23 protein-coding genes and 1 pseudogene are annotated in these 23,938 nt (G+C 57.0%); 19 read left to right on the top strand and 5 right to left on the bottom strand.

What is annotated here, in order from left to right:
- The first annotated feature begins 934 nt into the window (after window positions 1-934).
- Window positions 935-1,423: a hypothetical protein gene (locus tag KYK14_RS12765; protein WP_219159290.1), complete on the top strand. Its 489-nt coding sequence runs from the start codon at window positions 935-937 to the stop codon at window positions 1,421-1,423.
- Between the two features lie 370 nt (window positions 1,424-1,793).
- Here KYK14_RS12765 and KYK14_RS12760 read toward each other — a convergent pair whose 3' ends face one another.
- A complete protein-coding gene (locus KYK14_RS12760) occupies window positions 1,794-3,458 on the bottom strand; it encodes an IS1182 family transposase (RefSeq protein WP_219159288.1) in 1,665 nt (554 codons plus the stop codon).
- Window positions 3,459-3,564: 106 nt separating this feature from the next.
- Here KYK14_RS12760 and KYK14_RS12755 point away from each other — a divergent pair, with 106 nt between their 5' ends.
- The 4 genes and pseudogenes from KYK14_RS12755 to KYK14_RS22580 all read left to right on the top strand — a co-directional run.
- Window positions 3,565-4,197, top strand: coding sequence for a hypothetical protein (locus KYK14_RS12755; RefSeq protein WP_219159286.1), 633 nt, complete (start codon window positions 3,565-3,567; stop codon window positions 4,195-4,197).
- 57 nt (window positions 4,198-4,254) lie between these two features.
- Entirely contained in the window at window positions 4,255-4,557 is a 303-nt protein-coding gene (locus tag KYK14_RS12750; RefSeq protein WP_219159284.1) for a hypothetical protein, read from the top strand.
- 365 nt (window positions 4,558-4,922) lie between these two features.
- Window positions 4,923-5,294: a hypothetical protein gene (locus KYK14_RS12745; protein ID WP_219159282.1), complete on the top strand. Its 372-nt coding sequence runs from the start codon at window positions 4,923-4,925 to the stop codon at window positions 5,292-5,294.
- 534 nt (window positions 5,295-5,828) lie between these two features.
- Window positions 5,829-6,263, top strand: a pseudogene (locus tag KYK14_RS22580) (carboxypeptidase-like regulatory domain-containing protein); the annotation flags it as partial.
- Window positions 6,264-6,378: 115 nt separating this feature from the next.
- On the opposite strand, the gene KYK14_RS12735 reads toward KYK14_RS22580, so the two are convergent.
- Together KYK14_RS12735 and KYK14_RS12730 are read right to left on the bottom strand one after the other, a co-directional pair.
- Complete coding sequence (locus tag KYK14_RS12735; RefSeq protein WP_219159278.1) at window positions 6,379-6,966, bottom strand: hypothetical protein; 588 nt, start codon at window positions 6,964-6,966, stop codon at window positions 6,379-6,381.
- A 363-nt stretch (window positions 6,967-7,329) separates the two neighbouring features.
- The gene (locus KYK14_RS12730) at window positions 7,330-9,618 is read right to left on the bottom strand and encodes a M60 family metallopeptidase (RefSeq protein WP_219159276.1); all 2,289 of its coding nucleotides are present in this window, start codon (window positions 9,616-9,618) and stop codon (window positions 7,330-7,332) included.
- 495 nt (window positions 9,619-10,113) lie between these two features.
- Here KYK14_RS12730 and KYK14_RS12725 point away from each other — a divergent pair, with 495 nt between their 5' ends.
- The gene (locus KYK14_RS12725) at window positions 10,114-11,103 is read left to right on the top strand and encodes an IS110 family RNA-guided transposase (RefSeq protein ID WP_219159274.1); all 990 of its coding nucleotides are present in this window, start codon (window positions 10,114-10,116) and stop codon (window positions 11,101-11,103) included.
- A gap of 131 nt (window positions 11,104-11,234) precedes the next feature.
- On the top strand, window positions 11,235-11,789 hold the full coding sequence (locus KYK14_RS12720) for a hypothetical protein (protein ID WP_219159272.1): 555 nt from the start codon (window positions 11,235-11,237) through the stop codon (window positions 11,787-11,789).
- Between the two features lie 233 nt (window positions 11,790-12,022).
- On the opposite strand, the gene KYK14_RS12715 is transcribed toward KYK14_RS12720, so the two are convergent.
- Together KYK14_RS12715 and KYK14_RS12710 are read right to left on the bottom strand one after the other, a co-directional pair.
- Complete coding sequence (locus KYK14_RS12715; RefSeq protein WP_219159270.1) at window positions 12,023-12,379, bottom strand: hypothetical protein; 357 nt, start codon at window positions 12,377-12,379, stop codon at window positions 12,023-12,025.
- Between the two features lie 255 nt (window positions 12,380-12,634).
- A complete protein-coding gene (locus KYK14_RS12710) occupies window positions 12,635-12,784 on the bottom strand; it encodes a hypothetical protein (RefSeq protein ID WP_219159268.1) in 150 nt (49 codons plus the stop codon).
- Between the two features lie 64 nt (window positions 12,785-12,848).
- On the opposite strand from KYK14_RS12710, the gene KYK14_RS12705 reads away from it, so the two are divergent.
- The 12 genes from KYK14_RS12705 to KYK14_RS12650 all read left to right on the top strand — a co-directional run bounded on the left by KYK14_RS12705 (window position 12,849) and on the right by KYK14_RS12650 (window position 23,462).
- Window positions 12,849-13,514, top strand: a complete 666-nt coding sequence (locus KYK14_RS12705; RefSeq protein WP_219159266.1) for a class I SAM-dependent methyltransferase — start codon at window positions 12,849-12,851, stop codon at window positions 13,512-13,514.
- A gap of 727 nt (window positions 13,515-14,241) precedes the next feature.
- A complete protein-coding gene (locus KYK14_RS12700) occupies window positions 14,242-15,885 on the top strand; it encodes a PAS domain-containing protein (RefSeq protein WP_219159264.1) in 1,644 nt (547 codons plus the stop codon).
- A gap of 203 nt (window positions 15,886-16,088) precedes the next feature.
- Window positions 16,089-16,535: an organic hydroperoxide resistance protein gene (locus KYK14_RS12695; RefSeq protein ID WP_219159262.1), complete on the top strand. Its 447-nt coding sequence runs from the start codon at window positions 16,089-16,091 to the stop codon at window positions 16,533-16,535.
- A gap of 271 nt (window positions 16,536-16,806) precedes the next feature.
- On the top strand, window positions 16,807-17,286 hold the full coding sequence (locus KYK14_RS12690) for a DoxX family protein (RefSeq protein ID WP_219159261.1): 480 nt from the start codon (window positions 16,807-16,809) through the stop codon (window positions 17,284-17,286).
- 94 nt (window positions 17,287-17,380) lie between these two features.
- Window positions 17,381-17,530, top strand: a complete 150-nt coding sequence (locus tag KYK14_RS12685; protein ID WP_219159260.1) for a ferritin family protein — start codon at window positions 17,381-17,383, stop codon at window positions 17,528-17,530.
- 78 nt (window positions 17,531-17,608) lie between these two features.
- Window positions 17,609-18,067: a MarR family winged helix-turn-helix transcriptional regulator gene (locus tag KYK14_RS12680; RefSeq protein WP_219159258.1), complete on the top strand. Its 459-nt coding sequence runs from the start codon at window positions 17,609-17,611 to the stop codon at window positions 18,065-18,067.
- Between the two features lie 105 nt (window positions 18,068-18,172).
- Window positions 18,173-18,622 carry an Ohr family peroxiredoxin gene (locus KYK14_RS12675; protein ID WP_219159256.1) on the top strand — a complete coding sequence of 150 codons (450 nt, stop codon included), beginning with the start codon at window positions 18,173-18,175 and terminating at the stop codon, window positions 18,620-18,622.
- 104 nt (window positions 18,623-18,726) lie between these two features.
- On the top strand, window positions 18,727-19,518 hold the full coding sequence (locus KYK14_RS12670) for a glucose 1-dehydrogenase (RefSeq protein ID WP_219159254.1): 792 nt from the start codon (window positions 18,727-18,729) through the stop codon (window positions 19,516-19,518).
- A 291-nt stretch (window positions 19,519-19,809) separates the two neighbouring features.
- The gene (namA, locus tag KYK14_RS12665; protein WP_219159252.1) at window positions 19,810-20,862 is read left to right on the top strand and encodes an NADPH dehydrogenase NamA; all 1,053 of its coding nucleotides are present in this window, start codon (window positions 19,810-19,812) and stop codon (window positions 20,860-20,862) included.
- A 197-nt stretch (window positions 20,863-21,059) separates the two neighbouring features.
- On the top strand, window positions 21,060-21,509 hold the full coding sequence (locus KYK14_RS12660) for a MarR family winged helix-turn-helix transcriptional regulator (protein ID WP_219159250.1): 450 nt from the start codon (window positions 21,060-21,062) through the stop codon (window positions 21,507-21,509).
- A 156-nt stretch (window positions 21,510-21,665) separates the two neighbouring features.
- Window positions 21,666-22,265, top strand: coding sequence for an SDR family NAD(P)-dependent oxidoreductase (locus KYK14_RS12655; protein WP_219159248.1), 600 nt, complete (start codon window positions 21,666-21,668; stop codon window positions 22,263-22,265).
- A gap of 81 nt (window positions 22,266-22,346) precedes the next feature.
- The gene (locus KYK14_RS12650) at window positions 22,347-23,462 is read left to right on the top strand and encodes a Gfo/Idh/MocA family protein (RefSeq protein ID WP_219159246.1); all 1,116 of its coding nucleotides are present in this window, start codon (window positions 22,347-22,349) and stop codon (window positions 23,460-23,462) included.
- The last annotated feature ends 476 nt before the right edge of the window (window positions 23,463-23,938 follow it).

Below are 23,938 nucleotides of genomic sequence, written 5' to 3'. Positions count from 1 at the left end.
TACAAGCTGATACGCAGCTCTAACAGGTGAATACTTGCTATTAGAATAGTAGTCTACCGAAATGAGATGTGGACAATAGAATCGTTGGAAAGTTGGACTACCTTTTCTGGCAGAACACCATTATCGTAGAGGCTGTCTACCGCTTGAGTTAAGTTTTAAGCCGTTCTCCGACCAGCTTGGTATAAGTACACAGGCACGGCAGGATCGTTATAATCTCGTTGTCTTGCCGAGGAAGCGACCGTAATAAATACTTTGGACCAAGGTCCAGGAGCCAAAAAACGTTGCACCACTAACGTGTCGTTCACAACCACCTTGATCGTGCGTGCGCGGCCTCGAGGAAAGCAACAAAATGTGTTATAGCGCTCTTCCACATCGTTCGGAGCCAAGTCCAGCGTAGCAATTACCGTCGTGTCCAGGTAGATGGCAAGAGGTTGCACCCGCGTCGCGTCTCGGCTTCTGAGGTAAAGCGTAAAGTCAGCAGTTGTTGGCGTACAGCTGGTCGTGGTAAACAGCCAGAGAGTAAGGCAAGGAAACAGCAGAAGGTAGTAGTGGCGATGACTCATGCTCTCTTCTATATGCGTAATGAGATACTCTCGCGCTGGCCCAGGAAGATAACTTCACCGGTGCTCAAGGGGAAAGTACAACTGAGCAGAGATAGAAGCAACTGAGCCAAAACCACTACTTTTCCGAGGTCACGCTTATAAGCAATCTTATGTAAATCAACTTTTCTCAGGATTTGAACAGCGTGGCAGCTAGGCCTATTTCTTGCTTTTATCTACTTCGAAAAACGGCGTAAAAAGCAAGTGGTTTTTACGTGCTCCCTTACCAGCTCTTCGCTAACTTGCTGTCCTCTTACTAAATGCCCCTCAAATCCTACCTCCACCTTCTACTGGTAACCTCTGGACTTTTGTGCGGGTGTGTCCCGCAAGCGTTTATGCATGCGGACTACCAATCACATCTCACTGCGGCAGAAAAGGCCCAGTTGGAGGTAGGACAGCCGGTGGACAAAATGCATGTGTCGTATTGGCGCTCGAACCCGAGCCAGATTTACTGGCAGGGACCGCTAACAGTAACTAAAGAGCAGGGAAAATTTATCTTCGTGGAACACGGCGAATGGAAGCAGTACAACAAAGCCGGACAATTGATCTCACATACTCAACACACCGCGCCCTTTGAGGGCTACAACCGCACGCATGTAGGAAGTGTGCTGTTCGATCAGTACGCTGACAGCAGCCTGGTGGCGGGAGCTGTGGTGGTTCACCTCACGCGTATTGAGTTTCGAAACGCGACTCCCACGGATACCAGCAAAATCACCTACTGGGATTATCTACCGCAGCAAAATAAAACCCTCTCTTCGTCCTCGATTCAATTCGATGCACAAGGTAAAAAAGGCCCCCGCATCCCCGGAAAACCACGGCCTTGAGCTTAAGCACAATAATGGGAGTCACGCACAAGGTACCGTTTTCGTGTTCTCGATGCTACAATGGCTTGGTCTAGCATTCCTATTGATCTGCTGTACCAACAACGCACCGATACAGCACCCTGTCCTACACAACACAGCGGTTCAGCAGCAGTTACAAGCGTTCATGCAGCAGTATCCCTTGGACAGTACCGCACTCTATTACCTTGACCTGACGGAGCAGCATGACACGCTGAAAGTAGTGATGTCTTCTGTGAATTCCTGGGAAGAAGTGGAGAACTTGCAGCCATGTGCGGTAGTACAGATCAGCTCGCAGCCTGTTCTAATGATTACCAATGCCTGTGCTCAACACGAGCCCATAGACATAAAACAATTACAACAGGAGCACACCTTGGTTCGCAGCAACATTCTTGTTAGTCGTCGTATCCGACCAAATGGTGATACCGTTACTTGGCAGGACGTCACGTTTTATTGTCCGCCAGAACTTCTCTTGAAAATATATCAGAATCGGATTGTAGAATTGAAATAATGTAAAAACAGTGCTGATAGCCACTATGTGGTGTAGCTGTTTCTCAGAATGGTTGATTGACATAATCGGAGTGGCTGTTGCAAAAGGCACTAGGCACCAGTAAAGATAGCCAGGTAGTGGGAGAGCCAAGGCGAGGCGAGCTGGTTGCTGGAGGGTAGCGCGCAGGTACTTCTTCAGATTGTAGGCCATGGCAGCTATATACAACACCTTGGCCGCCCCTGTTTGGCGCTTTTTGCTCAGATGGCGCAAGCCGTAATAGGTGATGAGACTGCCCAGCACGGGTTCAACTGTAGCCGCCCGCAGCCGCATCAACCGCTTGCCTAGTCGGCTGGCCAAGCGGGTCAGCATGCGCTCGTAGTACGCTTTATAAACCGTATCGTGCAGCCGCTTTTCCTGGGGCGTTTTGCCTTTGCACGCTTCGCTCACGGGGCAGCGTCGACAATCCGCCGCCTTGGCCAGATAGCGATTTTTGGCATTGCCCTGCCGATCCACTACGAGTCGATCAAACGCCAAACGCTTGCCTTGGCTACAGAAGTAGCTATCCTGCAGCGCGTCATAGGTAAAGCCTGGCCGTTGCTCCTTATACTTGCCGTGCGGCGGGATGAAGCCCACCAAGCCCCGGCTTTCCAGCTGGGCGTAATTCTCGCCCGAGCTGTAGCCGGCATCGGCTACGACGTTTTGCAGCAGCAGACCCCAGCGCCGCAACCGCTGCTGCGTGGCGTCCACCAACGCGAGCAGACAGCGGCTATCGCGCCCATCGGCTAGATCAGCCTGGACGTGCGTAATGACATGCCGGGCCGCGTCGACGCTCACACTCGCCCGATAGGCAAGTTGACGGGGCTTGCCTCGCTTGTAGGCAATGCGGGCCTCTGGGTCAGCCGGGCTATAGTGCGTTAGGTTGCTCAGCAACAGGCCCTTTTTGCGTGGAGCGGCTTGGCGAATGACCGTGTGCACGCGCTGCACCTGCTGCAGGCGTGCCGCTGAAGCCGTCAGGCGTGGCGAACTGACCTGCTCAGCTGCCGGAGCAGACTCCGCTGCCCCAATAGCGAACTTGGGCTGAAGCCGGCTCATTGAGGCATTTGCCTTCAGATAGGCCGAGTCTACGACTTGCGTGTGCCCACTGACCAACCCCTGTGCGACACACAAGCCCACGACATACGTGAAGCAAGCCTCGAAAACGGACGCGGGTAGGCGTTGACGCGTCCGCGAGATCGTACTGTGACGGGGCAGCGGGTGGGCCAGATCGTACCCGAGAAACGCACGGATGCCAACATGCAAGCTGGCCAACTCCACGAGCTTCCGATCGGAGGTGATATTCTCCAAGTGCTGCACCACCAGCAACTTGACAAAGACCACGGGGTCGAGTGAGGGGCGGCCAATAGTGCTGTAAAAAGGCGCCACCAAGGACCGTACGAAGCTAAAATCGACGCGCTGGAGCAAGCGCTGGTAGAAGTGGTGCGCAGGCACCAGCTTGACGAGCGATGTCGCGACGGGATGGAGGCCTAGCATAGGCTACCAACTTACTAACTTGCAAGCAATTGCCTTTTGCAACAGCCACCGGACTTATACGACACGCATTACAACGCTATTTTCTGCCTGACGATTTCTCATTACTATGCGTCTTATCCTCTTCGTAACGTGCCTGCTGCTGAGCGCCGCTCTTCCTGCCAAGGAGCCGCCCTTTCGCTTGACTGCCTTGACGCAGCAGGCCTTTCTGCAACAGGCTCAACAAGCGCCTTCCTCCCCCCTTCGGCTTCGGAAGGGACTACTCAAGCAGCACGGCGTATTACGAATTCCCCTCCGTAACGGGCGTCAAAAAATTCTTACTGACAAGCATCTCAACACGGATGAAGATGACCAGGTGCGCTACACTTATCGGGGGTACTTGCTGGATTTCAAACAGCACTTGGTCTTGGCGGAATATTATGAAACCGGCGAGTGGCTTTTGATATCGGAGGAAGGCAAAACGCTCGTGTTATGGAGCGAGCCCCTCAGCTCTCCCGATCACACGCGGCTCGTCACCTATGCCGGCAATCTGGAATATGATATAATGCCTACAGGCCTTCAGTTATTCCAAGTAGTGCAGGGTCAACTCGTCTTGCAGTGGGAGCACAAAGAGACGAGGTGGAACCCGCAACGGCTTTTTTGGCAAACGAATAAACAGCTCTGTCTACAAGCCGAAATCCCAGCTGATCTGGCTTCTTCAGGAAAAGCCCAGGCAGTATATCGTCGTATTAGCTTACCCTGAAAGACAAAGATTGATTACCTGTTGATATAACCCTTCCTCCTCTATTCTTCTGCTTGCATGGATACATTCTACCAAGATGAATTAGAAGCCGCCTGGGAATTAGAGACAGGCTTTCTAGGCTGCTTGCGAGCGGGCGTCTTTGATCCAGTTCTCTACGCCGAGTTTCTGGCAACTCTAAGCCGAATTCACGTTGAGGAACACGCGTTGCTGCCGCGGCGCCTAGTCACGTTGCTTTGGTTTATCCCCCTGTTCATGGAATGGCAAACCGAACATATAACGAAGAGCCTGCCGCTAAAAGAATACCAAGCCGTTCGCAAGAAGGTCGAAACGCACTTGGAGCGCATCTTAGGTTTCCCATAACATTAATTAAACGGAACTCGGCAAACGTTATAATCTTGTGGTCCGCTATAGAGAATACAGTTCAACGAAACCACCGTGGCTGTTGCAGAACTCCCGTCGTATCCCGTATTCAGGTAAAAACGGGTAATCAGCCGGCAGAAATGCAGCACACAAAGCCTTTTTGGAGGCCGGCTGACTGCAGGGAGTAGCTACTGTATCGCAGCAGACGACTTCTGCAACAGCCACCACCCTTTTCGTGAACAAGCCTCAACTAGGTAGATGCCATTAATGTCGCCAAATATTCGCTCCCTTGCTGACCGTTTTGGGCTGGCTTGAGTCGTGCGACACACAGCAAGCCTTGCGACCCTACCTAATGTTAAAGTATCATGAAAAATATATTGATGATTCTTTTGCCTGTTGCTCTTTGCTGTTCATCATGTAAGAATGGGAAAGACGGTATGCACTGCGCTGAAAATGAAAAATTCACAAAAGAATTCTTCATTCGAATAAATATCGTTGAGCAAAAACTTTATCTTCACCAAGACTCATTATTCCAGAGTTCACTTATTTTTTTGTCAAATTATGCACCAGTATCGTTCTATGAAACAATGAATTATGCGAGAATTTACCCGCCTCATGCTTTTGAAAGAGACAAAAAAGTATGGATTAAGTGGTACGAGGAAAATAAATGCAACAACATCCAATTAAAAGACAAGTATCCTATTCCAGAACAGTATCAGGAGTTTTATCAACCATAAGAGGCGAGTCGTAGAGCATAATAACGCTCCTTTCCCTGAACCCCTAGCAGCTGGCCAGCGTCAGGTGCCGGCAGGCCACTGTAGCGCGGGGCGAGTTTAAAAAACCCGTCTACGATTCCTAGTTTACGAAATGCGTTGAGGGCATGGGTTTCGTGAACTCCTAGCGAGGGGATGAACAGGGCAAGATGGTAACCTATCAACCCTGAAAAGCTAATTGAGGAGGTCGTTCTGAAGCGGCTAGCCGAAGTAGTACCAGCCCCGATTTTGTTGGTCTAGGTTAGTCCGAGAAGTCGTTGTTTAATAGCTTTTTTCAGAACTAAGACGAGGCGGCCGGAGGTGCTATGTCTGTTTTTGTCTACCCAAAAGCCTATTTTAAAAGATAACTATCTTTCCGCTACTGCGTGCAGGAGGGAATTTGGCTTTATGCGCAGTACCTTCCGAGTGGCTTCCTTCACTTCTTTCATGAAACGGTTTCTACTGCTTGTTGGGCTTACTTGGCCTTTATTCGCACAAGGGTAAGGTCAAGTAGTCGGGCAGGTTGTGAATAGCCATACCCAGCAAGGCTTTGCTGGCGTTATATTGCTCTTTCGACAGGATAGCACTATTGTCAGCGGCGTACACACGGACAGTTCCGGTCGATTTCACTTGTCAGACATCCCGGTTGGTCGCTACCAACTCGAGGTGCAACACGTTGGCTACCGTAGTAAATGGCTCGACCTCACCGTTGCTCCCAGCACCTTGGACGACTTGAGTATTCTTTTTCCGGAGCCTTGTCCGTATCAGTATTCGAGCGGGCAACGGCCGATCTGTGTGGGTGGGTATACGGATCAACTCATCCCCATTAAATACGGGCCTCCCTCCAAACAGCTCTTAGCGAAGGCTAGACAGAAGAAGGTGTATTTAGCGGGCTGTGAAGTGACGGGTTGTGATCCGAGATACTACTGTTCCCAGCACAAAAAGCAGTTATAAAAGACATGTTGTGCCACTATCTATATACTGATTTATAGTCTATTGACATAAAAACCACTTCTCGGGCGAGCCTCGAAATAGTAGTGATATTTACCCTTCCGTCCCTGGCCTCAAATTATAGTACTTTACTGGAGTAGCTAGAGAATTGCTGCCATAGAGTCCAAGTCGTAATGGCCCTTTCACGTGTGAGCGGAATTGGCTGGGCACTGCTTTTAAAGCCCACTAACGTGTCGTGATAGAGGAAGCCTTGCCTGGGTCCAACCCACTCTCGGAAGAAGATGGTATCGTGGCGCACCCAGTAATCGCCCATCAGCAGCGAAGTTGTTGAGCCGTTTTTTACATTGGTGATATCCGCCAAATTAAACCAGTGACCAGGGTGCTCCAGCGTGATTTCGTAATGATGGTCCTCTCGCACAAAGCTGTAGCGCTGATAGCTCGAATCGGGGTCAGCACCATACCAGGGCAGGAATACGTAGCCAGTAAATAAGCTGATCGCTACTGTGACGTTTATAACCCAGACCCACCAAGTCGGATAGAGCACCCGCCGCCAAGCCAGCCAGCTCAGCAGTCCCACATGTAAGGCTGAGAACCCGGCTCCCACCAGCAGTCCCTCGTTACGGTGTCCTTGTCCGGACCCACTGGTAAAAAAATAGACGACAAGTGCGATGGCTTGGAAAAACCAATACCCGCTGACGGTCAACAAAAGGCCTAGGGTGAAGAGGGCTATTTGCCCCGTCTTAGTAGAACGTAACCACGTTAACAGGGACGTCATCGTAGCAGTAGAATAAAAGATAATGCTCAGCGGAGCGGTAGTTTAAGCAAGGTATAGCGGAGCTGCTTTATCAATCCGTAAAAACCTTTCATCTTTTAGAGACCATAACATGTAGTAAACGCAGGGTGGTCAGGTGTTGCGCTTCTTTTTAATGCCTGATAACACCTGACCACCCTGCGTTCATTACATATTATAACTAGGTTGCAGGCTACCACTGTTCGTCGTGTACACTATCTACCATTGTTCAGACAACGGCTATCCCGAAGCGAGAGGTTTGACCATATCTTGTGGCTCCTATTTCGGTTGCATTTCGGGGGGCAGCCACCCAGGGTAGCCGGCGGCCGCTTTTTCCGCTTCCGGGCTGACGGGCACGCGCCAGAGCGCGAAAAAAGGGCCGAGGTTACGGTGGGTCGCCGCGCAGATAGCCGAAAACCAGTAGTCGCGCTTGGCCGCTTCGGTCGTGGGGTACTGGCTACGCGGCAGTTGCCGGTATTGCCGGTATACCTGCTCAATCGGCTCCCAGCCAAAGGAGCTGATCAATTGGATGTACATGCACAAGGCCAGCGACGGATCAGACTGCCACTTCTCGAACGAAGGCGACTCGTCGAGGTAACGCGTGACGTCGTCGGCTACCTGCTGCCGGCTTTGCGGGCCGAACTCCTGATACAGGCCCTTGTGCAACAGCTTATCAAACACGTAGAGGGTGTACAGGTTGACGCTGACTTCCCGCAGCCCGCTGAAGTCGATGCCATGAAACTGGTGCCGGTGCCCGAGCTCGTGGAAGTGCCCCCAGGAGCCCTTCTGCTGCAGGTAATGCACGTCCAACATCTGCGCACAGCCATACGTGTCGTTGGGCACCACGATTTTTTTCGCGTCGGTAAACATGTAGGCGCCGCTCGCCACGACTTGATCGACGATCACACGCTCGGGGTGGCGGCGGGGCAAGGGCAGGGCGGCGAGCTGGGCTTCGGTGGCCAGCACGGCATCCCAGAAGGCCAGCAGTTGCTCGGGGTCGTCGAGCGCGCGGATGCGCGCCGCCGGCACGGTCAGGCTGATGTTCTCGCTGGCCAACTCGGCCCAAGGCGCCGGGTAGTGGCGGATGGTCTGCTGCCACTCGGCCAAGCTGGTTTTGCCGCGTTCAAAGCGTGGGGCCTGCACGGCGCCTTGCACGCGCAGGCGCACCACGTGCAGCGTGCTGGTATCGGGCACATTGAGCAGCAGCAGCCCGCCGTAGGGCGAATAAATCTCCGTGTAGCCGTGCCGCAGTTCGAAGCGGTGCGTCAGGTCAAAGGCCTCCCGGGTGAGGGTGGGCAGCTGGCTGGCGTCGTCCTCGTGCACCCCGATCTGGGCCTGCAGGTGCCGGCTCGCATCCGTCGCCGATAAGGAAATACGCACTATTTCTCCGGCCGGCACGTACAGGCCCGTACTGTGCGGCTGGCGGTAGACGGGCGCGGGCTCCAGTAGTCCCTGCGGGCCCACTTTCACCGGCAGCGCCAGCTCCGTGGTGAGGCGGGGGGCCTGGGTGGGTACGGCCCCGGGAAAGGTAGCGGCCGCGGGGGCCTGGTACGTGGGGTTGGGGTGGGCGCGTAGCTCCTGGTCCAGGAGGCGGTGCTGCACGTGGTAGGCCAGGTAGCGGGGGCCGTTGCCTTGCTCGAGGGGGCGTTCCGGCGTGGGAACCAGCAGCGAGTCGGGGTGGTAGTACACCGTGTTGCGCAGCTGCTGCACCACCGGCGAGGTGGGCGCCAACTGTGCGACGGCCATTTCCAGCGTATAAGCAAACAGATCACCTCCCTGCCACGGTCCCACGGTGGGGTAGTGGTGCGTGCGCAGGCTGTGCAGGATATTGCGCATGCCCAGGTGCGCGGGGGCAGGGCTCGCGCTCAGGAAGTGAACTGTTGGGTACTGCAGGGTGGAGTAGGTGCTTTGCCAAAGCCCCGCTTTGACCAGCAGCGGGTTGAGTTGCCCCGGCGCGTTGGGGGTACTGGGAAGCGGGAAGCCGCAAAACAGGGTCCCCCCACGCCGGACAAAGTGCTCTAGCGAGCGTAGCAGCCGCGTATCGGCTACCGCCTGATTCAGCAGCAGCACGTTGGCCGTTGCGTCGAGGGCGGTGGCGGTGCCGACCAGTTGGACGCCGGCTTGCCGGGTCAGAAAACGGCGTAGCGCACCATCGCCGCCCCACACCTGCACGCGCGTTGGGCGCGTGCCGCTGCCCCATTTGAGGCAGTTGCGGAGCAGGTGCTGCACGGCCGTATCCTGCACTAGGGGCGGGCGAAAATAGGCCGCGGCGCTGAACACCACGAGCTTGCCCTTGCCCAGGCGGCTGGTCACGACCGCGATGGTCTGAAAAGATTGATCTGGCAGGGGCGTTTCGACCGGCGCGGTGAGGATGATTTCCGGCTGCTTGGTGAGGGTAAGCGTGGTGCTGAGCACCTCCGGTTTGACCGGCAGGGGCACCGGGCCCACGCCTTGTAGCAATGGGGGCTTGTCCAACTCCTGGGCGGCCAGCTCAGGCGCTTGGCCAAGCAGCAGCAACAGGAACAGCCACCTCCCGAACGGCTGATAGTAGGAGGAAAAGACCGACATTTTCACAGGGCGATAGGGGAAAGGAGTACGGAAAGAAAGCGACCATGAGCTCGGAAGCAATGCGCAGGCGCGCCAGCTACCGGGGCAAGGATAGTCGCTCAGCGCGTCACTAGATAGTGTCTTCTGCGCAGCTTTTCAAGGTGCCCTATTTTTCGCTTGTAAAGCAAGCGCTAGGCGGGTATCTCTTATACTTGAAACGTGCTACATCAAACGCGCTTCAGCCAGTTGGCTAAAGCCACCACTTTTCCGAGATCAGTCTGAGGAGCAATGTTATCCTATGTTCGCCTACCAGTCGTAAAACCGACTATTGAGAAGGAAAAGGGAGGAGTAAGATTCGGATTTTATGGAGCCGATGAGCTCGTTTAACATGACAATCCCCTCCTTTTTCTAGGGCCATTTTGGACAGTTCCGTGAGGCCGCAGAGCCTGTGTTAGGATAATAAAAAACTCCCTAGAAGTCCTTTTCGGTTTCTTTTCACTGCTAATCTTGCCTGGTATGCATTCCCCACTGCCCCACCCAGTCGTTGGTATCGATGTGAGCAAAGCCACGCTGGCTGTGTGCTACCTGCAGCAGGAGCAAGTCCAGCACCTGGAAGTCAGCAACAGCAAAGCCGGCTTTCAACAACTGGTCAAGACTTGTGGCGCACATTGTCGGTTCGTCTTGGAAGTCACCGGCAGCTACTACCTGGCCCTAGCCTATTACCTGTACGAACACGGGGGACAGGTGGCCGTGCTCAACCCGCTCGTCATCAAACGCTTCATTCAGATGCATCTGAGCAAAGGCAAGAGTGACCGCAAGGATGCGCAGTGGTTGCTGCGTTACGGGCAACAACAAACACTCAGCATCTGGCAGCTGGAGGAAACCGTTTTGGTGGAGTGCCGGCAGTTAGAACAAGTCAGTGAACAACTACTCAAGCAGAAAATCATGGTTAGCAACTCACTAGAGGCTCTCGAACAGCAGCCCGTTATTAGCAAGCTGGCGCTGAAACGACTGCAACACACCTTGAAAGTGCTTACGGGGCAGTTACAGGCCGTAGAAACGGAATTGCTGACGTTACTCGAACAACGCTTTGCCGCCGAGATGACCCTGTTGTGCTCGATTCCGGGTATCGGCCGTAAGACGGCCGGTATGCTGCTCTTATTTGCCGGTGGCTTCCGTCGCTTGGATAACTACCGCCAGTTGATTGCCATGGCCGGTTTGTCGCCTCGTGAGCACTCCTCGGGCACCAGCATCCGGGGCAAAGTGCGCATCACCAAGATGGGTGGGGGCTTAATCCGCGGTAAACTCTTTATGTGTAGCTTCTCGGCCAAGAAAAAGAACAGCGCCTGCCAAGCGCTCTTTGACCGGCTCGTGGCGAAAGGCAAGAACAAGCAGCTGGCCCTGATTGCCGTCTGCAACAAGCTGCTCAAGCAGGCATTCGCCATCGTCAAATCCGGCGTGCCCTATCAAGCTGATTTTTCGTCAAAACTCGCCCTCAACCCTTGACTTTTAACACAGTTCGTGTTAAGCAACTTTTCCGTGAAAGCCAGACATAGTGATTGATAGAATTGGTTAGCGAAAGTTCTATTTTTACTAATCCAATACCTCGCCTATTTTTAACGAGTAATAAGCGCACAATGGGATTAGATGTTGGCTTATTGACAACTAACCAAGAAGACCTTTATCAGGAGGACTATGATTACTTCTACGACCACAGTCTGAGCCGAGCGTTCTGCAACTTCATGCTTCGCCAACACACGGTAGAAGCCCACGAAGAACCTGAATTAGAGCAAATCGGACGTCTGACTCAAGTGGATATTTCTCCGCTATATGCCATGGAAACCTACCCTGAGGAAACAGAGCTAGGGTGTCGGTTAGCCATAGCGGCTAATGAGGAAGAGCGTTACGCAATTCTACACGAAATGGAAACGCGTAGGCAGAATTTGGAAGGGAATTTGGAAACCGTTCGAGTGACCGTGCAGGCGCTTATTCATCAGCTTTCTCTCCTGCCTGACCTAGCCGATCTGTTGTCATCTCAATGGGCACGTCATGCCTATTTTAGAGACTTTGTACACAATACCGGCGACGGCTACATTGACAATAACCTTGGACAAGACTTGCGTAATTTCAAATGCTTTCTCGACTATGCCAAAGAGCATGGTAGCACGACTGTTTACTTCTCTTACGGATGAGATACAACTGTCCGAGAAGTCCGGTGACTGTTGCAAAAGTCTGGCAAGTGGTAAAAGGCCTTCACCTTGTAACTATTTTCTGGCTGTGAAATAGCTCAAAGCAGCCTTCTCCTGAAGCCAAGCGACGCAAGCATCGACTTTTGTAACAGCCACTCCGATTACGTTAAGCAGGACTTTCCGAGATGACGTTGCATTAATTTCAAAAATGTGATTGAAGGCACTGTACCAAAGTATTACGATTCATACCCCACATTATCTAGCTCCATCCGTTGCGTGACAAAGGCCGTCCAATTGTCGAAGAAATTAGTTTGTGGATATTCACTGTCGCCTCGGCGAGTCCAGACTAAGTGAACGACGGCAAAACGCTGGTCAGGTAATTGGTAGAGCACATCATCTGTACCACCGTTTTTACCGATTGGTAAGGCCGGAATCCCATACAGCGGATGCAGAGGCGTTAGTTCTTGCTGGAGTTGCTGGTGAAAAGTCTTTGCCGAACCTTCCGGTAAGGCAGCCCAAGGCGCTAGCCATGAATAAACCATTGTATTCTTATGTCTGAAAGTTCCGTTGCTGTAAAGTAGCTCAAAGAGCACGTGAAACCTGTGTCCAAAAAACGGTACGAAAAACGGCCCTGAAAAACAGTGTTTTCGGGGCCGTTTGGCTGGGTGATGAAAGTGACTAGAAAACGTTCTGTTCAGATTTACCCGATTACCTCATCCACGCGACTACCTAATAGAAAATACGGAGATAATATAGAGATTCGCCTATGCTGCAGTGCCCAACCACTTGCGGGTTCCCCTACTCTGCTCCAACAACGCGACCAACTCCCGGTGATGGTTACTTGGCTACTATTTACCGGCAGCAAGTTGCCGGCCACCGGGTGTAAAGGCGGGTATGCGGCCTGCGTAGCGAGCTGATCGGGATACGCCGGTCGGGGAAATGCCGTGGCGCGGGAACGGCAACTCCACCGCTACGGCCGCGTAGAGCGTGGGAGCCACTTGAGCGGGTTGTAGGTCATATCCCCCACGGCTGCGTCTACCCCGTGCTTTCTTCTCCTAGCCCATGTCTGTTCGTTCGCTCGCTGCCCACTGGCAGCACACCTACCACCAGCAAGCCCCGCCTACCGCCTTAATACCGGCCCCAATTTCCGTCGCTTTGCTGGCTGAAGCCGGACTGGCCCACGACGCCCCCATCCTGGATGTGGGCTGCGGCGTGTCGGCCTTCCTAAGCGAGTTACTGGCCCAGGGCTACCGCAATCTGATTGCCACGGACGTGAGTGCCACCGCTTTGGCGCAGCACCGTCGGCTGCTAGGCGTGGAGAAGGCCGCCAGTATTCTGTGGGTGGAAGATGACGTGACCGATCCCAAGCGGATTGCCGGGCTGGACCCGATCCTGCTCTGGCACGATCAAGGATTGCTGCAGGAGTGCACGCACCTGAGCCAGCAAACCGCATATCGGCAACTGTTGGACCATATGCTCGAGCCCGGGGGCTGGGCTCTGCTGGCCGCGCGGGCTCCTGCCGCGGCGGAGCAGGTCCCGTCACACCCGCTCCAGGGCTATGATGCCCCGCGCTTAGCGGCCTGGCTCGGGTCGGAGTACCGCTTGCACCAGCACCAGCAACACGACTACGCCCGCTTGTTCGCGCCGCCGCAGCCCTATACGTACGCCTTGTTTCAGCGAGCGTTGTCGGCCCAGCAGACCTTTCGCCAGGCGCGAGTGGGCCGCTAGTGAGCGGGCGATTCGCCGGCCCGGTCCGCAGCGCTCGGCACGGTTGCCGGCGGGGTAGCCGGAGCACCGTAGGGACCCCGTGCCCACTCAGCGGGCATAAAGCTGTGGCTGCTTACCTAGTAGCCCTTGGGCAGCCGGGCCCAACATACGATAGTCGAGACGCCACTGTGCGCCAAGCACTCGCCTGCTTGGCGGCGTGAAGCCGTGCTTCTGGTAGACCTGGGTAAAAATATGTTGGCGGCACCTGTATAGCCGGAGTAGGAGAGCAGACCAGCCCGGCATAGGCCTGCAAGCCCTCGTCAAAGAGCCCCCCCACCGGGCGAGTGGATTCTTGCACCATACGCTCAATCACTGGATTCGTGCGCCATTCTTTGGCAGTGACCCACGCGATAACGACGACTCCGGCATCGGCCAGCAAGGATAGGTAGAGAGCGGGTGTTCATCCATTGCCCAATCTCACGCCAGCCGTCGTAGGCCTGAATAGAGCCCGCCAAGTGGCCCACCAGATGCGGCGAGCATCCAACGGGTTGTTCCACTCGTTACGTCCGTGTCGTCGCCTAGGTCCCGATCAGGTTGGATGAGCAGGCACCCTCTTTTGCCGCGTCTTATCCAGGGCCGTGGTTCGTCTTTTCGTTACCTTCGCTCGAGGCATTGCTTCACCGAATTCTATATCGGCGGTTCTGCTGGGTAAGTCAGTGGTCGCCGCTGTTCTATCCCCTCGCTGCCTGTGGCGTTTTCTGACAATCCCTTAGAGGCTTTTTTCGACCTGGTGCCCACCGGGGCGGTGCTCTACGCCCCCCTCTTCGACGCAAGCGGGGAGGTAGTCGATTTGCGCTTCGTGCGCCTCAACCCGGCCGGTCAGCGCCTGCTGGGCTTGCCCGCCGAGCCCCCGCGCACCTTCTGCGAGTATTTCCCCGACAGTGTGCCCCTGGGCGTTTTTGATTGGCACCGCACGGCGTATCTGACGGACCAAGTGGCCCCCTACGACTTTCCCTACGCGGGCGACGGGCTCCATACCTACTTCCGGCTGGTGGCCCGGCGCAGCGGGGAGTTGCTGGTGGTCAGCTTCACCGACATGGCCGACCTGCCCCACTCCGCCGTCGAGCAAGCCCTACGCGCGAGCCAGGCCGCCGAGCAGGTGGCCCGCGCCGAGGCTGAAGGGCAGCGCGCCCGGTTCTACGAGGTGCTGATGGCCCTGCCCGCCCTGGTGGCCACCTACCACGGGCCTACCCACGTCTACACCTTTATCAATGAGGCGTACCGGCGCTACTTTCCCACCCAGGCCCTGCCCGGCCGCTCCTTGCGTGAGGTGCTGCCCGAAACCGAGACCCAGGGCGTACTGGCGGTGATGGACCGCGTGTACCAGACCGGCGAACCCATCTACCAGCAGGAGCTAGAGGTGTGGCTGGATTTTGAGGGCACCGGCCAGCCCCGGCAGCTGTTTCTGAACCTGTTTTTCCACCCGTTGCGCGACGCGCAGGGCCGCATCGACGGCTTGTTGGACTTCACCTACGACGTGACGGAGCAGGTGCTCGCCCGTCGGCAGGTCGAGCAGTTCAACCAGCAGGCGCAGGCGGCCCGCGCGGAAGCGGAGGCCGAGCGCCAGCGCCTGCACCAAGTACTCATGCGCATGCCCGCCAACATTGCCCTGCTGCGCGGCCCGGAGCACGTGTACGACCTAGTGAATGCCGAGTACGAGCGGCTGTTTCCGGCCCGCACCACCCTAGGCCGCACCATCCGCGAGGTCATCCCCGATATTGAAGGCCAGGGCTTCTACGAGCTCTTCGACCACGTCTACGAAACGGGCGAGCCTTTCTATCAAGCCGAGGCCGAAGCCTGGGCCGACTTTGCCGGCACCGGCGAGCCCCAACGCCGCTACTACCGCACTACCTTCGAGCCCATCCGCGACGCGCAGGGGCAGGTGACGGAGGTGCTCAACTTTGCCGTGGACGTGACGGCCCAGGTGGAAGCCCGCCAGCAGGTCGAGCAGCTCAACCAGGAGCTGGAAGCCCGGGTGCAGGCGCGCACCCAGGAGGCCCTGGCCCTGCAAGCCGACCTGCTCGCCGCGGCCCAGCGCCAGATGCAGGTGCGCGAGTCCTTTTACCAAATCTTCGAGCAAACCCCGGCGGCCGTGTCGCTGCTGCGCGGTCCCTCGCATCGCTTCGAGTACGTCAACCCGGTGTACCAGCAGGTCTTTGCCGGCCGCCAGCTGGTGGGGCGCGACTTTGCCGAGGCCCTGCCCGATGCCGCCGCGCAAGGCTACCTGGCCATGCTTGAGGGCGTGTACCACACCGGCGAAACGTTCTTTGGGGCCGAGCGCGTAGACAGCCACGATGTCCGACAACGACAGGCTGTTGACGATGGAGCCTAAGCCTATTTTCCGCATCGACGGAATGACAGCATAAAGTCAGTGTTTGTATTCTAGACTCTTATAAAGTTTTTTCATAAAATTATATTTCATACAATGTAATTTTATGAAATGCAATTACCTTTGTGTCGTCATCACAGCAACGCTACTGTGTTGGCTGCGACAACAGCCGCTTTTTCTCATTTTCCCCCTTCTTTTTTAGTCTTATGGCAACCATCCTGCACACAGCCCAAGCCAAATCCATCGACGGCCGCGACGGCCACATCGAATCGAATGACAACGTGCTCAACCTGGAACTGACCATGCCCCGCGCCCTGGGCGGCCGCGCCCGCGAAGGCGCCACCAACCCCGAGCAGCTCTTCGCCGCTGGCTATTCGGCCTGCTTCGGCAACGCCGTGATTCACGTAGCCCGGCAGGCCAAAGTGAACGTAGCGAACATCTCGGTTGATGCACAAGTGAACCTATTTATGGACGATCAGCAACTGCCTACGCTGTCGGCCAAGCTGGCCGTGAACCTGCCCCACGCCACGCAGGAGCAAGCCGAAGAGATTGTGCGCAGTGCCCACCAGACCTGCCCCTACTCGCGCGCCACGCGCGGCAACATGGAGGTAGACCTTGTCGTGACCACCAACGCGGCCCCCATTACGGCCTAATGCCGGCGGCCGGCCGGGCGCTGCGAAGCGCAGCCTCCGGGCTGGCTCTTTGGGGCATCACCTGGCCTCACGCTCCTTTCTGGCTGCCAAAAAGTACTAGCTGCTATGGGGTGCCCACCCGATAAGCAGCTAAAAAAATACCGTAATACATTGTATAAAATATAATTTTAGACAATGCATTAGCTTATCGCTCGCTAGGCCAACGCGGGCCCCCACCATCCCAAGTGTATCGCCAGCCGAGCGCCGTTACTTTTTCACTTGTCTTTCGCTCATGCTACCTCCCTCCATTCCCACGACGCGGCTGCAAACCGTCCTCCGCATCTTGCTGGGTGCCTTTATGCTGAAAGCCGGCAGTGGCCATCTCACGTTTCAACGCGCCGAGTTTCAGGCGCAGGTGCCGACCTGGCTGCCGCTCGATAGCGACCTCGTTGTCCTGCTGTCTGGACTGGCCGAAATCAGTCTGGGCCTGGCCATGATCCTGTGGAGCAGCCGGAAGGTGTACGTAGGCCTGGCGTTGGCCACGTTCTTCGTGCTGATTTTTCCGGGCAATATCTCGCAGTACGTCAATCATATTAGCGCCTTCAACCTCGACACTGACCGCGCCCGGCTTATCCGGCTCTTTTTCCAGCCCGTGCTGATTGCCTGGGCGCTGTGGAGCACGGGAGCCTGGCAGGCTTGGCGCCAGCGGCACCGCCGAGCAACCGCGGAGACTGGTTGGCCCGGTACCCCGGCCGCGGACGTTACCCATTGATTCCCCCTTTTACTTTCCTCATGAGCGCGCACCAAGAAACCAGCCGCATCATCCAGGAAAGCAGCAGCAAGCAGGCTTGCTACAGGTGCAGGGGATGTTTGACGCCCTGGACACGGACGTGACCACAGAGAACCTGTTGGTCAATTACATCGAGGGCGAAACGGAGCACCTGTCCTGGCTCAAGCAGCAGGTAGACCTGATGCGCACGATTGGCCTACCCAACTACCTAACCGCACAGCTCTAATACCGCCGCCGAAATCAGGCTATATTACATTGGGTGCAATTTTATTGGGTACCCTTCCTCTTTTAGGTTCTTCTAGCCATGAGTAGTGTCCTTACTGCCGGCTCCTTCGAATTCGACCCCCAACTGAAGCTGGAAGAGCAGACTTGTTTTCAGGTGTACGCCTTGTCGCGGCTCCTCACCAAGGCCTATCAGCCCTTGCTGACCCCGCTGGACCTTACCTACCCGCAGTACCTGGTGCTGCTGCTGCTCTGGGAGCACCGCGAACTAACCGTGAAGGACCTCGGCCAGCACCTGCTCCTCGATTCGGGCACGCTCACGCCCTTGCTCAAGCGGCTGGCGCAGCGCGGCCTGGTCAGTCGCCAACGGGACCCGCACGATGAGCGCTCGGTGCGGATAACGCTGCTGCCAGCTGGCGTGGCCCTGCACGAGCGAGCCCGCCACATTCCGGCCCAATCGGACCAGCAGTATGCGAAGTCGCCTGCTGGTCTAGCGGGCCTGCGGCAAGAGTTGAAACAGCTCATCCGCCGCCTAGCGTAGGCCCGACCGCCGCCGGGTCGGTAGCGACCGGGCTAGTATTGTTTCCCTGGCTGGACGATTACGCCGGCCTTACGTCTTACTTTTTTCACCCCATTTTTCAATATCATGGCAACCACTCCCTTAGCCCACGCCCAAGCCAAATCCATCGGGGGCCGCGACGGCCGCATCGAAACCAACGACAATGTCCTTAGCCTGGAGCTGACGATGCCCCGCGCCCTGGGCGGCCGGGCCCGCGCAGGCGCCACCAACCCCGAACAGCTCTTTGCCGCCGGCTACGCGGCCTGCTTCGGCAACGCCGTAATCGGCATGGCCAAGCAAGCCAAAGCCGCCGTGGGTGAGATTTCAGTGGACGCCGCCGTGGACATGTTTATGAACGAGGAGCAGCTGCCCACGCTGGGCGTGGCCCTGCACGTCAACCTGCCGGGCATCACCCAGGAGCAAGCCGAAGACGTGGTGAACAAGGCGCACCATATGTGTCCCTACTCGCGGGCTATCCGCGGCAACGTAGACGTGAAGCTCACCATCACCACCGAAGACGTCACCGTCGCCGCCTAGGTCACGCGCTGGCGGTTGCCTGCCGCTTACTAATCAGGCACATAGGCCTTGGCTTGTGCCAAGGTGGTCATTCGCAGCAGTCACCCTAGCCAACCTAATTCATCATGAGTAACTTTCAGGGAAAAACCATCATCATTACCGGGGCCGCGATGGGCCTGGGGCTGGCCACTGCCAAGGAGCTGGCCACGAAGGGGGCTAATCTTGTACTGGTTGATTACAACCAGGAAAGCCTGACCAAAGCCGAGCAGGAAATTGCCACTCAATTCCCCGCGATACGGCTGCTAACAGTCATGGCGGATGTGTCGGAGGAAGCGGCCGTTCAGCACTACGTTGACGAAACGGTAAAGGCCTTTGGGCGCATCGACGGCTTTTACAATAATGCCGGTATTGATGGCACGCAGGCGAGCGTCGTGGATTACGACCTGGCCATTTTCAAGAAGATTATCGACATTAACCTGATGGGGGTGTATTACGGGCTGCGCCATGTGCTGCCCGTCATGCAGCAGCAGCAGTACGGCCGCATTGTGAACGTGGCTTCGGTGGCCGGCCTGCGTGCGGTAGTCAACTATACACCGTACGTGGCCAGCAAGCACGCCGTAGTGGGCATGACGAAAAGCACCGCGCTGGAGTATGGACGCTATGGCATCATGACCAACGCCGTGGCGCCCGGCGCCATCCTGACGCACCTGACGTCGGAGGGGTTCAAACAACTTAATCCGGCCGACCCCGAAAAGGCGCAAGCGGACTTTACCCGGAACAACCCCACCAAACGCCTGGGCTTGCCCGAGGAAGTAGCCAAGGTCGTCTGCTTCCTGCTTAGCGACGAAGCCTCTTACGTCAACGGCCAGACCATTGCCGTCGATGGCGGCGAGTCGAGTATCTACGGCAATATTTAGCCGATTCGGCGCACCAAGCGCCTCATTTTACCGGAAGCAGCCTGTGGCGGCGGCTGACCGTACGCTAAGCCTGCCAGAACTAGCCGTGCTGCCGGTAGGCAGCGGCAGCACGGCGGGCTACACTACCTAGGAAGTCTCGTTTGCCCTGGCAGTCCCTTCCGCCCGGGCCAGGAGTGACCCTGGCCCGGGCGGAAGGGACTGCCGGGGCAAATATGCCTGTATACACCCAATGCAGCAGAAAGACCCCGGTATTCCGTCAGTCTCACTTAACCGTAACTCACTACCTAGTATATGAATACTCTGCTTTTTTCCCCGTTCAAAATCAAAAACGTGGAGTTGAAGAACCGCGTGGTCATGTCCCCCATGTTCACGCACAGCGCCGATGAAGACGGCAACATTACGGAATGGCAGAGAGTCCATTACGGGGCTCGGGCACTAGGCCAAGTGGGGCTGGTATTTCTGGAGGCAGCTTCCATCGCCCAAGACAGCCAGGTGGGCGAGCGTAACCTCGGCATTTGGGCGGATACGCACGTGCCGGGCCTGACGGCGATGGTGGAGCTGCTGCACAGTCTGGGCGCCAAGGCTGGCATTCAGCTTTCGCACGCTGGCCGGTCTACTAACGCCCCCGGTGCGGTACCGATGGGCCCTTCCCCGATTCCCTTCAGCGAGCAGAGCCCAGTGCCGAGAGAAATGAGCCAGGAGGATATGCGGGCAGTCGTGGCGCAATACGGTGCCGCGGCCCGCCGGGCTACCACCAGCGGCTTTGATATCCTGGAAATACACGGGGCCCACGGGGGCCTGGTCAATACCTTCCTCTCGCCCCTGTCCAATCAACGGCAGGATGAATACGGCGGTAGCCCGGAAAACCGGTATCGCTTCCTGAGCGACGTCATCCGGGAGGTAAAAACCCACTGGGAGGGGCCACTGTTCGTTCGGATTTCCAGCACCGACTACCAAGAAGGCGGCAACACGCCGGCCTCTTTCATCCCGTATGCCCGGCTTATGCAGGCCGATGGCGTGGACCTGGTGGATTGCAGCTCGGGCGGCATTGCGCCGGTGCAGGTAACGACTTATCCCGGCTACCAGGTGCCCGCCGCCGAGTTGATTAAGCGGGAAGTGGGCATCGCCACGGGCGCCGTGGGTGTCATTCTCACGGGGCAGCAGGCGGAGGAAATCCTCCAGAAAGGGCAGGCTGACCTGGTCTATATTGGTCGCCAAATCCTCAAAGACCCATTCTGGCCCCGAACGGCCGCCCAGGAGCTAGGCGCCAGCATTGACGTGCCGGAGCCGTACACGCGCTACGGGTCCAAGTGGTTGGTTGCGGAACCGCAAGCCGGAGGGTAATAGTCTTCGCCAAGAGGTGTTGAGTGGGCTGGGTGGACATTTTTTCATGCTGGACGGCATCCTGCCCACGGAATGAGGCACCACGCTACCGCTTGGAAGCTAGCCAGTACGGCGTAAAAGCACTGTATCTCATTTAATTTGGTGCAATGTTTTACCGTCAGGTCGCGTTATGTTCGCATTCCCTTAACCTGTCCCTTATGTCCAGTGCTACCGACTTCGAGTTCGACCCCCGATTGAAGCTGCAAGAGCAAACCTGCTTCCCGCTGTATGCCGTGTCGCGGCTCTTTACCAAAGCGTATCAGCCCTTGCTGGCCCCGTTGGGCCTGACGTACTCGCAGTACTTGGTGATGCTGGTGCTGTGGGAGCACAAGGAAATAGCGGTCAAGGACCTCGGTCAGCAGCTGCTGCTTGATACAGGCACGCTTACGCCCTTGCTGAAGCTGCTGGAGAAGCGGGAGCTCATCAGCCGCCACCGTGACCCGCGCGACGAGCGTTCAGTGCTTATCCGCCTGCTGCCGGCTGGGGCGGCACTATACGAGCCCGCTCGCCAGGTTCCCGCGCAGTTGGCGCAGCTGCTGCAAAGCCGGGACGAGAGTTTGGTAGACCTGCGCCCAGCGCTCAACCACCTCATTAACATCCTGCGGTAGTAACCGCTCGCTGTTGCGGAAAGCCAGTACCCAGCCGCCTGTCTGCCCCGTAGCGTTGGCCCTACCTGCCGGGGGCCACGGCTAGCGTGTACCTGCTTTTGATTTACCACCCCTGCCCAACAAGACCATCGGCGGCAGCCCATTCTACTAACATCTATGGCTAAAACCATCCTCACCGTCGGAGCCGGCCCCGGCATCAGCGCGGCGGTGGCGCACCGATTCGGCGCGGAAGGCTACGCCGTGGGCCTCATCGGCCGCAACCCCGAGCACAGCGAGGCGCTGGTCACGCAACTAGTTGCCCAAGGCATCCCCGTGGCCTTTGAAGCGGCCGACGCCGGTAATACGTCCGAACTGTCGGCCGCCTTGCGCCGCTTGTCGGCCAAGCTCTGGAGCGTCAGTGTCCTGCTATACAATGCTGCGGTGAAGAAGCCCAGCGACATCCTGCGCCTATCCGCCGAGGACCTCGGGCAGGATTTCGGCGTCAACGTGGTGGGGGCGCTAAGCAGCGTGCAGACGGTATTGGCCGAGCTCAAACAAAACGGCGGGGCCGTGCTGCTGACCGGCGGGGGGCTGGGCACGCACCCGAGCCCCGCCTTTGGGTCGCTCTCCATTGGCAAGGCCGGGCTGCGCCTGGCCTTCCAGCTGCACCAGTCCTTGCAGCCGGAAGGCGTTTACGCGGAGCTCCTAACGATTAATCTAGGGGTTGATAAGGGCGACCCGGCCAGTACGTCCGCCATCATGGCCGAGCACTTCTAGCACATGGCGCAGACCCGCATGGTACCGGAAACCATCGTCTAGGTACCCCTTCCCTCCACTCTCCGCTTCCAGTTACCATCCATGACCAAAAAACCAATCGGCGTCGGCATCATTGGCGCCAGCAAAACAAGCTGGGCCGCGGTGGCTCACATTCCCGCGCTACGGCTGATACCTGACTTTAAACTCGTCGCGGTCAGCACGTCCAACCAGGCATCGGCCCAGGCAGCGGCCGACGCGTTTGGGGCGGCCTATGCCTTCGACAACGCGCACGACCTAGCCAATTGCCCCGAGGTAGACCTGGTGGTTGTGTCGGTGAAAGTGCCCACCCATCGCCAGTTGGTGACGGCCGCCCTGACGGCGGGCAAGATGGTGTACTGCGAATGGCCCCTGGGCAACGGCACGCCGGAAGCCGAAGAACTCACGGCCCTGGCGCAGGCAAAAGGCATTCGCACGTTTGTGGGCTTGCAGGCCGTCGCGCGGCCCGAAACTCGCTACCTCCAGCAGGTGCTGGCCGAAGGGCTTATCGGGGAGGTGCTCTCTACTTCCGTGCTCGGCTCGGGCATGAGCTGGGGGGCTACCGTCAACCAGGCCGGGCAGTACCTGCTGGACCCGGCCAATGGCGCGACCCTGCTCACGATTCCCGTAGGGCATTTGCTGGCGGCCTTTGCGCGGGTCGTGGGCGATTTTCAGCACCTGAGTGCCACGCTGGCCCGCCGCCGCACGCAGGTAACGCTGCAGCCGGAAAACATCAGCTTGCCGCAGCTCACCGATGACCAGGTAGTCGTCACGGGGGTGCTAGCGCAGGGGGCCGTCGCTTCTCTTCACTACCGCAGTGGCACCACGGCGGGCCTCAATTTCCATTGGGAAATCAACGGCACGAAGGGCGACATCGTCCTCTCGGGCGACTCGGGCCATTACCAGCTCGCCCCCGTAAGCCTGCAGTATGCGCCGAGTGGCGAGGCGCTGCGCCCGCTGCCGATTCCGGTCGAACTGGTAGGGACCGAGGAGCCGGCCCAACCCGTGCGCGGCCTCTATGAGGCCTACCAGGCGGTCCTCAACGACCTGCGCCACGACACGCACTACGCGCCCACGTTCGAGAACGGCTTGCACCTGCACCGCCTGCTCGACCGCATCACGCAGGCCTCGGCCGAAGGCCGCACTCTGAACGTAGACCTAGCCGCCCAACTCAACAACTAACGACTTCACTGCCTGCTCGCACCTGGGTACGAGCCGCTACCACGTCCACCTGTTGCCCGTCACGGTTGCCTTACCCTCCTTTGCTAACTCCTGCTAAGGGCTACACCGTTAATGGGGCTACTAGTGTGCTTTAAGATAAAGGGAAGTGTTAATGTCAGATGTAGCACCGTTTAACAAGTCGAATTTATGCTAAGTAGGAAGTGATATTCTGCTTTTTGGGGATCGCCCTCAAGAATAAGTGAAGAATAAAGAGGAATGCGATTCTAGTACCTGTAACGTTTAAATAAACGCAGGTGTCTGTTGCAGAACTCGGCTAGCTACTGAAGTGAGTAGCCAAAGTATAGATGCATATTCTTTCGCCCGCACTCAAGCAGGCACGGTGAAGCTGGCTGCAGGGCCAGGGCCAGGCTCACCACTCGTTTGGGCAAGTGCTTGAGCAGCTTTTTGAGGTTGTAGGCAATGGCGCTAAGCAACAT

It is taken from the genome of Hymenobacter profundi (assembly GCF_019334315.1).
Lineage (GTDB): Bacteria > Bacteroidota > Bacteroidia > Cytophagales > Hymenobacteraceae > Hymenobacter > Hymenobacter profundi.
Note: the sequence above shows the minus strand (reverse complement) of the source record. Positions and strands in the feature narration are given on the sequence as shown.